This is a genomic window from Mitsuaria sp. GD03876, from assembly GCF_029840635.1.
Taxonomy (GTDB): Bacteria; Pseudomonadota; Gammaproteobacteria; order Burkholderiales; family Burkholderiaceae_C; genus Roseateles.
This window is the reverse complement of the sequence record NZ_JAOCCU010000051.1, coordinates 1-11,847: the sequence shown is the minus strand read 5'-3', so window position 1 is coordinate 11,847 and position 11,847 is coordinate 1. Positions and strand designations below refer to the sequence as shown.

9 protein-coding genes are annotated in these 11,847 nt (G+C 72.7%); 3 read left to right on the top strand and 6 right to left on the bottom strand.

Annotated features, from left to right (window positions below; translation table 11 throughout):
- Positions 1 to 43 precede the first annotated feature (43 nt).
- The 3 genes from N5D62_RS23940 to N5D62_RS23930 all read left to right on the top strand — a co-directional run bounded on the left by N5D62_RS23940 (position 44) and on the right by N5D62_RS23930 (position 3,166).
- Entirely contained in the window at positions 44 to 1,066 is a 1,023-nt protein-coding gene (locus N5D62_RS23940) for a phospholipase (protein WP_279760464.1), read from the top strand.
- Between the two features lie 83 nt (positions 1,067 to 1,149).
- On the top strand, positions 1,150 to 2,559 hold the full coding sequence (locus N5D62_RS23935; protein ID WP_279760463.1) for a hypothetical protein: 1,410 nt from the start codon (positions 1,150 to 1,152) through the stop codon (positions 2,557 to 2,559).
- Positions 2,549 to 3,166, top strand: coding sequence for a hypothetical protein (locus N5D62_RS23930; protein WP_279760462.1), 618 nt, complete (start codon positions 2,549 to 2,551; stop codon positions 3,164 to 3,166). The genes N5D62_RS23935 and N5D62_RS23930 overlap by 11 nt, the downstream gene beginning before the upstream one ends.
- An 82-nt stretch (positions 3,167 to 3,248) precedes the next feature.
- On the opposite strand, the gene N5D62_RS23925 is transcribed toward N5D62_RS23930, so the two are convergent.
- The 6 genes from N5D62_RS23925 to N5D62_RS23900 form a co-directional block, all read right to left on the bottom strand.
- Positions 3,249 to 3,473 carry a hypothetical protein gene (locus tag N5D62_RS23925; RefSeq protein ID WP_279760461.1) on the bottom strand — a complete coding sequence of 75 codons (225 nt, stop codon included), beginning with the start codon at positions 3,471 to 3,473 and terminating at the stop codon, positions 3,249 to 3,251.
- Between the two features lie 227 nt (positions 3,474 to 3,700).
- Entirely contained in the window at positions 3,701 to 5,275 is a 1,575-nt protein-coding gene (locus tag N5D62_RS23920; RefSeq protein ID WP_279760460.1) for a methyl-accepting chemotaxis protein, read from the bottom strand.
- A 186-nt stretch (positions 5,276 to 5,461) separates the two neighbouring features.
- Positions 5,462 to 6,469, bottom strand: a complete 1,008-nt coding sequence (locus tag N5D62_RS23915; RefSeq protein ID WP_279760459.1) for a hypothetical protein — start codon at positions 6,467 to 6,469, stop codon at positions 5,462 to 5,464.
- 68 nt (positions 6,470 to 6,537) lie between these two features.
- Positions 6,538 to 7,290, bottom strand: a complete 753-nt coding sequence (locus N5D62_RS23910; protein WP_279760458.1) for a DUF5672 family protein — start codon at positions 7,288 to 7,290, stop codon at positions 6,538 to 6,540.
- On the bottom strand, positions 7,290 to 8,444 hold the full coding sequence (locus N5D62_RS23905) for a glycosyltransferase (protein WP_279760457.1): 1,155 nt from the start codon (positions 8,442 to 8,444) through the stop codon (positions 7,290 to 7,292). The genes N5D62_RS23910 and N5D62_RS23905 overlap by 1 nt, the downstream gene beginning before the upstream one ends.
- Positions 8,445 to 8,581: 137 nt before the next feature.
- Positions 8,582 to 11,847: hypothetical protein (locus N5D62_RS23900; protein ID WP_279760456.1), on the bottom strand; the 3,266-nt coding region annotated here is incomplete at its 5' end.

The following is an 11,847-nucleotide window of genomic DNA, read 5'->3' as shown; positions in this document are numbered from 1 at the left end:
CAACACACCGGCCCGACACGGGCCTCACCACAGGGAGACTTCGATGCGATCCATGCTGCTCCTGGCCGCCGCCACCCTCGCGGCCGGCCTCTCCACCCCGGACACCGCCGCCGCCTTCGCGCAGGACACCCACAAGCGGATCGCGATCGACGCGGTCCGCTACATGCAGCGCCACGCGGGCACGACCAACTACGCCAAGCTGCTGGCGGGCGTGACGCGCGCGGGCTACACGATCGAGCAGTTCGCCGAGCAACTGGGCCAGGGCGCCTACGACGTCGACGACTTCGCCGACACCTACCTGTGCGGCGCGATGACCGGCGACTGCGTGCTGGCGCCGGTCTGGGGCCTGGGCTCGGGCATCGTCAACTACACCTCGTACTGGCACTTCCAGAACCGCACGCAGGGCGCGGACGTCCACGGCAACCCGTTCGGCGGCTACAACTACGCCAAGCTGACGGTCAAGGGCGACATCGACGACCTGGCCGCGGCCTGGCTGGTCGGCGACCACCTGGACGACGGCAAGGGCGGCATGAAGGGCTGGTTCGGCGACGGCAGCAAGTACAACACCTACGGCCTCACCGAGGCCAACTACCGCCAGGGCGGCAGCTCGACCCCGTCGATGTACGCCGACTTCGAGAAGGCGCCGTTCCAGCCGATCGACAACCTGGGCCAGTACTGGTGGTCCCAATTCCTGGCGCGTCCGACGGTGCAGAGCCTGGGTTTCGTGATGCACACGACCGACCTGCTGCAGCCGCATCACACCTGGACGACCTCGGCGCTGAACCACTCGGGCTGGGAGACCTGGGTCAAGGACTACTACGACGGCGAGGCGCTCAACGACGACGCGCTCGTCACCGCCGCGCTGGGCAGCTACACGCCGCTGGCGGCGACCGCCACCGACATCCGGCCGCTGCTGCGCCAGGGCGGCCAGATCTCCTACAGCCGCGGCGGCCAGGTGCTGTCGACCACCGACCACGCGGTGCGCCGCGACGTCGGCCGCGTCGTCGTGCCGCATGCGATCGCGATGGTCGTGCACCTGCTCAACCGCGCGGCCGAACGGCTGTGATGAACCGGGCGAGACGGCGCGCCGTCGCGTCCCCGCCCGTCGTCAGGACCGCGGCCGGGACTGCGGGAAGGACCGTGGCGGGCGTGGCGCTCGGCATCGCGACCGGCGTGGCGCTGCTGGCGGCTCAAGCCGGCGTGGCGGCGCCTTCGAGCGTGGCGACGTCCGGCGCGGCCCAGGCGCCCATTGCCGGCGCGACGGCCCCGGTCGACGCCCGCGCGGCGTCCGACTGGGTCGCGCGCCTGGGCGACGAGCCGATCCCGCGCCGCCCCGCCGAGGCGCTGCTGAGGCTCGCCCGCCGCGAGCAGCCCGAGCTCGGCCTGGCGGAACTGACGCGGCATGTCGCGCTCGACCTGCTGCTCGGCGATGCCGCCGCGCGCGAGGTCGGCGATGCGACGCTGTTCGCGAGCATGCGGGTCGGCTTCGCGCCGGAGGTCGAGGCGCGGCGCCAGTGGCTCGCGACCCTGCAGCAGCTCTGGCCGGAGCGCATCGAACGCGCCTGGTCGGCCGCGCGGCCTGAACTGCCGTCAACGCCGGACGCACGCGCCTGGACGGCGCAGTGGGCACCCGCCGGGCAGGGCGGCGGCCTGCGCATGGACGAAGGCCTCGATGCCGCGCAGCAGGAGGCCGCGACACGGCTGGTGCTGCTGCGGCATCGCGCCTACGGCGGCACGCCGGCCGGGGCGATCACGCTGGCCGATCTCTGGCCGCTGCAGAACGTGCAGGGCAGGCGCCTGCTGCGCTCGGGCGACCTCGAGTTCGCCCGCGCCCAGGCGCGGCAGCTGCTGCGCGAGCGCTTCGTCGAGGACTGGCTGCGACGCGACAGCGGCTGGAGCGCGGCCGAACTGGACTTCGTCCGCCGCGTCGTCGAGGCGCGCCAGCGCAAGCTCGCCTGGGTGCGCTGGCAGGGGCTGACGGCGGATCCTCATGGCGACGCGCCGGCGCGCGAGGCGCTGGCGGCGTCGGTGACGGCCGAGGAGATCGGCGCCTACTACCGCGCCCACCTGGACCGCTTCGCGCGGCTGGAGGCGGTCGATGGCGTGCGCCTGCGCTGCGCGGGCACGCCCTGCGGCGAGGGCACCGACCTGCGCGGCCAGCCGGGCGTGGTGCCGGTGGCCTGGCGTCTCGGCGATCCGGCGCCGGTGGCCGAGGTCGACGCCTGGTCGCTGGACCTGCTGCGGGCCTGGCCGGCCGGCGCGGCCTCGCCGCCGATCCGGCATCCCGACGGGACCGGCTGGGATCGCGTCCAGGTGATGTCGGTCCGGCGCGGGCACCACCCGGCGGACAGCGACACGGTGCGGCATGAGGCGCGCCAGGCGATCGCGCAGGAGAAGCTCGAGGCCCACTGGCGGGAGCGCCAGCGCGCGCTGCTGGCGTCGGCCGGCCTGCGCTGGGCGCCGGGGCTGGCGCCACCGGCCACGCCGTTCGAGCCGGACCTGCCGATGAAGGGCGCCGAGGGGCATGGGCACGGCCAGGGGCACGGGCATGCGCACTGAACGCGGCCGCGTGGACTGGAAGATCGCCGCGGCGTTGGCGCTGGTCGGCGCCGTGCTGGGATGGCTCGCGATCGGCGGGCCGGGGCGGACCTGGGACGCGGCGGCCACCTTGCAGGCGGGATCGCCACCGGCCTCGGCGCCGCGGCTCGTGCGGGACGGCCCGGCCGCGGCGGCCTCGGGACCGGCATCAGACGCGCTGGGAAGCGCGGTTCCCGCGTCGGCGGCCGTGGAAGTCGCCGCGGCGCCGGCGTCCACGCCTTCGGCCGATGTGCCGGCTGCCTGGAGCCTGTCGGATGCGCGCACGGCCGGCGACGACCGCGCGCCGCCGGTCCGCCGCCAGTCAGCCGAGGAGGGGACGCCGGCGTGGCAGCTCGACGACCGGCAGGCCTACGCGCGCCGCGAGCAGGACCGCCACCAGGCGGCGCAGCAGGCCTTCGTCGCCGCGGCCGACAAGGAGTTGCCGCTGATCGACCAGCAGATCGAGCGTGGACGCGCCATGGGCCTGTCGCCCGAGCAATTGGCTAAGGGAGAAGAGAAACGGCGCCGCATCGCCGAGATGCGGGCGCGGATGCAGGCGGAGCTGGCGGCCAGCGGCGCGGCGCCCTAGCGGCGGCGCTCTGGTCCGCGACGACCCTCACCCCGGCCCTCTCCCGCGGTGCGGGAGAGGGGGATGGCGTTGGAGGCGCCGGTCAGCTCAACCGGCGGAACTGGAGTTCCTCGATCAGCGTGTCCGGACCGACGGTCTTGGTCCGCTGCTGGATCACCTCGACGCGGCCGTCGGCGGCGAGTTGCTGGATCTCGCGCGCCGCGCTGTCGAAGACCAGCGGGTGCTCCAGGCCGGAGCCGGCGTGCGGCAGGTCGATGAGCTCCCCGGGCGAGGAGTCGAGGAACATCGTCATGGCGATCGAACTCATGCTGGACCTCACGAGCTGAAGAACACCTCGCCACTTTATGCTGCGCCGCAGCAAGTTCAACACGGGTTGCATCGGGTTGCAGGGGCTTGATTCGGTCATCGCACGCCGGTGCGTGATGCACCGCGATGAGGCGCGATCCGGCGCGATTCCCATGAAAAACGGAAGCCCGAAGGCTCCCGTGTCGCGTTTTTCCGATGCGCTTCGGATCGCCCCTCGGGCGGGTCCGCTCAGGCCACGGCCGCGCCGCGCACCTTGAACCGGGCGATCGCCTCGCTCAGCGCCATCGCCTGCTGGCGCAGGCTCTCGGCCGCCGCGGCGCTTTCCTCGACCAGCGCGGCGTTCTGCTGCGTGCCGCGGTCGATCGCGGCGACCGCCTCGTTCACCTGCACGATGCCGTGCGACTGCTGCTCGGTGGAGGCGTTGATCTCGCCCATCAGGTCGGTGACCTTGCGGACCTGCGTCATCACCGCGTCCATCGTGCGGCCGGCCTCCTGCACGAGCGCGCCGCCGGCGTCCACGTTGGCGACGCTGTCGGAGATCAGCGTCTTGATCTCCTTGGCCGCCTGGGCGCTGCGCTGCGCCAGCGCGCGCACCTCGCTGGCCACGACCGCGAAGCCGCGGCCCTGCTCGCCGGCGCGCGCCGCCTCGACCGCCGCGTTCAGGGCAAGGATGTTGGTCTGGAACGCGATGCCGTCGATCACGCCGATGATGTCGCCGATGCGCTTGCTGGAGCCGGTGATCGCCTCCATCGTCGAGATCACGCGATGCACCACCTCGCCGCCCTGGCCGGCGACCTGCGCCGCCGCGTCGGCCAGCCCGGTCGCCTTGCGCGAGGACTCGGCGTTGACCTGCACCGTCTCGGTCATCTGCGCCATCGATGAGGCGGTCTGCTGCAGCGCGCTGGCCTGCGACTCGGTGCGGCTGGACAGGTCCTGGTTGCCGCTGGCGATCTGCGTGGACGCGGTGGCGATGCCGTCGGCGGCCTGGCGCACGTTGGACACCATCGACGACAGGTTGCCGCTCATCGCCTTGAGCGCGGTCAGCAGCTGGCTGAGCTCGTCGCGGCCGTCGACCTCGATCTCCTCGCGCAGGTCGCCGTCGGCCACCGATTGCGCGACCCGGATCGCGCGGTTCAGCGGCGCGGTCACCGCGCGGCTGATCAGCCAGCCCAGCAGTCCGGCGATCGCGGCGGAGAACACCGCCGTGGCCAGCAGCAGCGAGCGGTCGGTGGCGAAGAGCTCGGACGCGGCCTGCGTCTCGGCGGCGGAACGCTCGTCCTCGTAGCGGATGAACTCGCCGGTGGCGCCCAGCAGCGCGGCCAGCAGCGGCCGGCATTCGGCGTTCATCTTGGCGATGGCGTCGTCGCGCTTGCCGTCGTTGGCCAGGCCGACGATGGCCAGCGCCACCTTGCCGTACTGGTCCTCGATGCCGGCGAGCTTGTCGAACATCGCCTTGTCCTGCGACGTCGCGTCCTTCGCCCCGGCGAGGTGCTCCTTGAGCTTGGCCAGCGACTGCTTGACCTCCTCGTGGGACTTGGTGACGGCGTCGAGTTCCATCGCGCGGTCCTGCGGCGTGGTCACCAGGACCAGGTTGCGCGCCGCGATCGCCCGCGACTTGGCGGCGGACTGCACCGCGATCACCAGGCGCTCGCGCGCGGCGACGCCGTGCAGGTAGTTCTCGACGCGAGAACTGGATTGGTCCAGCCAATGCAGCGCGGCGCCGGAGACGGCGATGACGATCACCGCCATCACGCCGAAGCCGGCCCAGAGCTTGGTCTTGACCTTGAGGCTCGAGAAGTTCATGTGTTTTCCCCCTGCTGATGGATGCGCCGCGCTATTTCTTGACGCGCGTCAATGATCTTCGGCGGGCAGTGCGCGCTTCTCAAGGCGGCGCGTGCCGATTCGCGCGTGCGGGAAACACCTACAGCGGCGTGGGGAAGGCCGGTGGGTGCGGGAAAACCCCGAATCCACCGGACGCGGACGCCCGATTCAGGCGCCGAAGGCGTGGGCCAGGCCGGCCACCTCGCGCTCGAAGATCATCCGTTCGCGTTGCACCGCCTGCTGCGCGGGGCGGGACAGCTCGAGGTAGAGCGCGTAGCGGCGCATCAGCTCGCCGGCGCCGGCGAAGACCTGGTCGACCTGGTCGGGCTTGAAGTAGCACTCGTCGGGCAGCGCGTAGTCGCGCGCCGCGCCGACGTCCAGGGCGAAGACGCAGCAGTCGCGCATCAGCGCCTCGCGCGCCAGGCGGTCCTTGCCGGGGAAGTTGCCCAGGTCGATGAACAGCTTGCTGCGGCCCAGCGCGTCGTAGACCTGCGCCCGGGTCAGGCCGCGGATCAGGTGCACCTTGCAGCCGTTCTCGCGCTCCAGCCGCGCCGCGATCGCGCCGACGTCGTAGACCACCTTGTGGTTGGCGTTGAGCGCGATGTCGGTCTTGGCGGCCGGGTCGACGACCGGTTCCCCGTCCGACGCCGCCGGCTTGCCCGGCGTGTAGTCCGACAGCGGCAGCGTGCGCAGGCATCCCAGCGCGCGGATCACGTCATGCGCGTAGGTCGACTGGTAGGTGTGCAGCACCCGCTCGCTGCGCAGCAGGTTCATGTTGATCTTGTTGACCGACAGGTACTCGAAGGCGTTGTCGATGCTCAGCCACCAGACCATCGGCGTGCAGGGCTGGAAGTAGCGCAGCCAGTGCACGTAGGTCTCGGCCAGCACCACGCAGGTGTCCGGCGTCATCGCGATCTCCTCGGCCAGCCGGACCTGGTACTTCTGGTAGTCGGCCACCGTGTTGGGCCGCGGCTGCAGCTTGAGCGCGGTGCCGGCGGTCAGGCCGTTGCGGCGGAACAGGTCGTCGATGGCCGGCAGGTCGGTCGGCAGCACGTACCAGACGCGCGCGTCGTGGCCCTGGCGGAGCAGCGAGTCCGACAGCTGGTGCAGCGCCTCCGGACCGCCGGTCTGCACGCCGTGGGGGATCAGGATGACGATCTGTTTCTTCGCGTTCATCGGGGGGCTTTCGGGAAGGACTCGAGGGATTCTGGAGGGGGCAACGGAGCGGCGGCGGGCGAGGGCGCTCAGCCCAGCGCCGCCAGGCGCGCCTGCAGCTTCTGCGCGGCCGCCGGCGACACCGCCTGCAGCCCGGGCAGCAGGAAGCCGCTGCGGCTCTTGACGATGCGGTCGGACAGGTGGTCGAGCAGGAAGTCCGGCATCTCGCGGTAGACGTTGGGCAGGTGGAAGATGCCGTGGAAGCCGAAGGTGGGGAAGGGCACGGCCGGGAACTCGACCGAGAAGTGCTGCGCGATCGCCTTGGGCGCGAAGCGGCAGCCGGCGCGCTCCAGCGTCGGCCGCATCGTGCGGCAGATGAAGAGGTCCTCGGCCTCGGTCGGGTCCGGGTAGTCCAGCTGCGCCACCGCGTGCACCAGCCGCCGGGAACGCCACGAGAAGCCGCCGTTGCCGACGTCGTTGTCCTCGTAGTTGGGCCAGGGCGCGCCGATGTAGTCGTAGTGCAGGAAGTGCGGCGAGAACTGGTCGGCGTTGAGCACGAAGCCGTCGTACTGGATCACCAGCACGTGGTCGGCGCTGAGGTGCTCGGCCAGCTGGCGCGTGACGATCAGGTTGTATTCGGTGATCGAGCGCAGCGTGGGCACCGGGATCACCGGCAGGCCGGGCCAGAGCTCCGGCCGGTCCGAGTAGATCAGCACCTGGCTGAACGGCAGGCCCTGCTGCTCCATCAGCCGCATGCTGTGCAGCAGCGCCTGGCGCGCCAGCACATGCAGGTCGGTGTCGACGATGGCGACGGCCAGGCTGGGCTTGGCGGCGGCGCTCATCACATCAGGTCCAGCAGCTGCTTCGTCACCGTCGCCCAGGAGAAGCGCTGCGCCAGGCGCTGGCGCGCGGCCTCGCGGCGCGGCGCCGGGGTCAGGCGCTGCTCGACGACCTGGAGCATCGCCTCGCGCAGGTCGTCCAGGTCGGGCACGACGAAGGCGCCGACCGGCTGCGGCGCGTCGGCGTCGGTGCCGGGGCGGCTGTGCAAGCGATGGCAGAGCTCGGGCGGCGTGAAGTCGTCGGTGGCGCCGCCGCCGCTGACGATCACGTGCGTGCCGCAGCCCATCGCCTCGAGCACCGGCAGGTTGAAGCCCTCGGCCCGGTAGGGCGAGACATAGGCGTCCGACAGCGCGTACAGCGAGCGCAGCTGCGGCAGGTTCAGGCTGGTGGACAGCACCGAGATCCCGTCGCGCACCTGCGGCGAATTCAAGGCCGGCGCGCGCGCGGCGAGCTCGGCGAAGACGCGTTCCACGCCGATGCCGTACAGGCCCTGGTGGTCCTTGAGGATCAGCCGCACCGGCAGGCCCTGCAGGCGCAGCTCGGCGAAGGCCAGCAGGATCAGGTCGATGCCCTTGTTCCAGGTCGCGACGCCGACGTTGGTGAAGACGGTCTCGTGCGGCTGCATGCCCAGCGCCGCGCGGGCGGCCTGGCGTTGCTCGGGCGTCATCGGGAAGAAGGTGTCGGTCTTGTAGCCGTGCGGCACGACATGCACCTTGTCGGCGTCGAAGCCGTAGTCCACCAGCCGGGCCTTGGACCAGCGCGTGGGCGTGACGACGAAGTCGTCGCCCTGCGTCAGCGCCGCGGGCGCCATCTCGGGCGGGTCGAAGCTCTTGCCGGAGAGGCCGAACTCCGTGACGACGAAGCTGGCGTTGCGGCGCGCGGCGGCGGGATCGCCCAGTCGGATCGGCGAGGCGATGCGCAGCCGCACGTCCATGACCCGGTCGCCGGGGTCGGGGAGGGCGTCGATGATGGCGCGCTCCTCGTCGGCGAAGCCGGAGTCCAGCTTGGCCTTGTCCCAATGCGGCAGGAAGAACGGCGCGTCCTTGTGGAACAGCTCGAACCGCGGGTCCTTCACCATCTCTAGGATCTGGTTCTGGTTGACCATCGCGATGGAGTGGTTCACCCCCCGCCAGCCCTCGATGCACAGTGTCTTCATCCGGCCGATTGTGTCCCCATGCCGCCCGGGGCATGCGTGGATAAGGGGGACAGGGACGGGCTACTCCAGGTCGCCGACGACCCGCGCCCAGGCGGATGCCCCGAGGCCGGCCGCGCCTGGCGGCGTCCGCCGGCGCGTCACGCCAGCTCGGCCATGTCGCCGGGCATCGCGGCCGCCCCGGACACCTGCGGCATCGCCAGCCCCAGCGCCGGCGAGCGCTCCGGCTGCGGCGCGGCATCCAGCGCCAGCAGCACCTGCCCGTTGCTGGCCGTCTGGCTGCGGGCGCCGATGCTGAGCTTGCCGCCGCCCATCAGGCGGTCGGTGACGCCGCTGCCGTCGGCCAGCGTCGACACGCCGCCCTCGAGGCCGCTGCGCCCGATGTGCGCCACCTGCATCGGCTGGATGACGACCAGCCCGATCGGCCGCCAACTCGACGGCGCGTCGACCTGCGCGGCGATCACGCGCTGCAGGCGTTCCGCCTGCTCGGCGGCGCCAGGGTCGCGCGGCGTGTCCGGCGGCAACGGGCGCTGCAGGATCGCCAGCCGGTCCATGCAGGCGTTGATCGCGTCGGCCGCCTCGGTCGTCAGGCATTGCCGTTCCAGGTAGATGCGCGCCGGGCCGGTCGGCAGGTTGACCAGCTGGCGCATGAAGTCGTCGAACTGCCGTTCGCCGCCGCGCGGAGCGCCGTCCGGCGCAAGCGTGCCCAGGTGCGCCGCCCAGCGGTCGCGCTGCGTATTCATCACCCGGATGAAGTCGTCGCGGACACCGAACTCCCGGTTCCTGGCGCACAGCTCCGGCCGGACCTTGCCGTCCTCGGTGGCGATGCGCACCAGCCCGTTGCGCGACTGCAGCACCAGTTCGGTCTCCACGCCGACCCGGTGCCGGCCGAACAGGCCCAGGTTGCGCCCGCCCGGCAGCGGCACCGCGGGATGGCCGAGGCTCGCGTTGGCGCCGACCCGCACCGCCGCGCGCGAACCGCTTTCCGCCTGCACGCCGCGCGCCGCGCCGGCCGCGTCGCGCGCGGTCTTGCGGTCCAGCAACGTCTGCTTGACGCCGATCCCCGCGGTCGCGGAGATTCCAACGCCCGGCGCCAGCTTGAACGCGGCGGTCGCGTCCAGCGACGCCGACACATCGACCGAGGTGGCCTTGGCCTCGTTCCAGCCGAAGGAGATGTCGCGGTAGTCGCCGACCTTCTCCACCATCCGCGCCCACATCGCGCCGCCGTTGGCGGGACGCGCGGCCTTGGGCTGGTCGGCGATCTGGAAGATCGAATTCACCACCAGTTCGTTCATGCGCTTCCAGTCGGTGGCGCGCAGGTTGGCGGTCTGGGCCTCGGAAAGCCCTTGATGCTCCAGGCCCGCCTTGCGGGTGCGGATCATGAGGCCCTTGGACACCAGGTGGGAGCCGCCCAGCCGCGCCATCGCCTGCGCCGAAACGTTGGCGAAGGGGCCGGCGTCCGCCCCCGCGCGCACGCCGGCGCCCACCGCGCCGCTGAGCTTCTTCTCGCTGCCCAGGTACAGGATGCCGGTGTCCAGGATGGTCGCCTTGAGCATCGCGGTGCGCGTGCGATCGACGCTGGCGTCGACCATCGGCGAGATGCCCAGCGACGCGCCGCCCACGTTCGCCACGGCCAGGCCGCCCAGGCCCGCCGACACGCCCACGCCATGCCGGCGCGCGTCGCTGTAGCTGCCCAGCCCGTCGGCGGCGACCGCGCCGACCATCTGGCGCAGCATGTCGCGGCGCTCGGCTGGCGTCGCACCGTCGAAGGCGCGCTGCAGCGCCTTCATGTCCTTGTCGGTGTCGAGCTCGCCCGCCGGCGTCTTGACCTTCAGCGCGGTCCCGACCGGGCCGGACTTCAGCAAGGTCGACAGCGGCGACTTGTCCTTGCCCGCCAGCCGGCGCAGCGCGCGCGCCGGCCAGCGCGCCCGGTCGAACCGCCCCGGCGCCTCGCCCTCCGGCGTCTTGCAGGCCAGGTCGATGTAGGTCACGAACTTGCGCAGCCGCTTGGCCATCAGGTGGAAGTCCGATCCCTGGCCGCTTTCGGTGAAGCCGTTGCGCAGCGCGACATACGCGGGCTTGAAGTCGCCGCGCACCTCGGCCTGGCCGGGGGCGTTGCGCAGGTTCTCCGTCGCGTGCAGGAAGGCCTGCGCGGCGAGCGTGGCGGGATGCTCGGGCTCATGCGGACCGCCGGGCCGGCGCCGCGCGTTGCCGGTGCCCAGGCGCGTCGGATCGAGCAACTCCGCGCGCTGCGCGTGCGCCTCGATCGCGAGCCGGACGTCGGTCGTCGACTGGCTGCCGCCCACCGGCAGGCCCAGCGCGATCAGCGCCTCCTCGGCGCGCAGACCGAGCTTGTGGCGCTCCAGCGCCAGCTGGGCCGCCTCGCGACCTGGGTCGCCGACGGGCGGCAAAGCCAGGCCCTGCAGGTCCATCAGCGCCTGGAATCCACCCGAGGTCGCGGCCAGCGCGCGCTGCGCCGCGTTGGCCAGGCGCGCGACCGCGGGCGAGGCGCGGGCACCGGCGCCCGAGCCGGAACCGGAGCCGGCATCGGCACCGGGGAGGGCTCTCGCGGTGAATTCGGCGCGGGTGGCCGCCTCGGCGGTCGCTGCCGGGCCGGTGGCGGTCGCCGGCACGGCCCACGGGTCAAGGGCCGATGGCGCGAGCAGGCGCAGCCGTTCATAGACCTGCTCGGCCTGGGCCGCGTCGGCGGCGACGGCGCGCAGCACCGAGGCGATCAGCAAGGCCTGCTCATAGCGCAGCGGATGTCCGTCGGGACGCTGCGCCGCATCGGGGCTGGGGCGGTCCAGCAGCGTCAGCGCCAGGCGCGTGACCGCCGGCGTGGCGGTCGTGGCCGAGGAAGCGGCCGACGCGCCGTCGGCATGGAACAGGCGGGCGAGTTCGGCGCTGAAGGCCACCGCGCTGCCCGCGGCGGTCGCTGCCGGAGCGGGCGGTCCGGCGCCGCGCTCGGCGTGCGTCAGCAACCGGGTGGCCTGGCCGGCGGCGGCGCGGGTCTTGCCGTCCAGGTCCTTCAGCCCGCGCGCGCTGGTGGCGGTCGTGGCCTCGAACACCTGCGGGCGGCCTTCGGCGACCGACAGCGGGGGCGTCTTGCTCCGGGACAGGGCGAAGGGGCCGATCGCCAGGTCATATCGCGGCGCGCCGGCGCGCAGTCGAAGGTCCTGCAGCGGACGCAACAGTCGCTCGGCCAGCGTGGGAACGGTCCGCGGCGGCGCCGCGTCGGTGTCCCGGGGCGGCAGCGGCGGCGGCGCCAGCGCTTCTTCCAGCGATCGCAGCGAAGGGCGCAGGGCCTCCATCGCCGCATCGGCCGGCGCCGCCAGCGCGTCCCGCTGCGCCGCGGCCGCGCGCGCGGCCTGGTCCGCCTCGTCCGCGCGGCTGGCGAGCACGGCGA

What these genes read in the sequence shown, in the direction of transcription:
- N5D62_RS23940 (WP_279760464.1), top strand. Translation starts at nt 44, where the DNA reads ATGCGATCCATGCTGCTCCTGGCCGCCGCCACCCTCGCGGCCGGCCTC.
- N5D62_RS23930 (WP_279760462.1), top strand. Translation starts at nt 2,549, where the DNA reads ATGCGCACTGAACGCGGCCGCGTGGACTGGAAGATCGCCGCGGCGTTG.
- N5D62_RS23925 (WP_279760461.1), bottom strand. Translation starts at nt 3,473, where the DNA reads ATGAGTTCGATCGCCATGACGATGTTCCTCGACTCCTCGCCCGGGGAG.
- N5D62_RS23920 (WP_279760460.1), bottom strand. Translation starts at nt 5,275, where the DNA reads ATGAACTTCTCGAGCCTCAAGGTCAAGACCAAGCTCTGGGCCGGCTTC.
- N5D62_RS23915 (WP_279760459.1), bottom strand. Translation starts at nt 6,469, where the DNA reads ATGAACGCGAAGAAACAGATCGTCATCCTGATCCCCCACGGCGTGCAG.
- N5D62_RS23910 (WP_279760458.1), bottom strand. Translation starts at nt 7,290, where the DNA reads ATGAGCGCCGCCGCCAAGCCCAGCCTGGCCGTCGCCATCGTCGACACC.
- N5D62_RS23905 (WP_279760457.1), bottom strand. Translation starts at nt 8,444, where the DNA reads ATGAAGACACTGTGCATCGAGGGCTGGCGGGGGGTGAACCACTCCATC.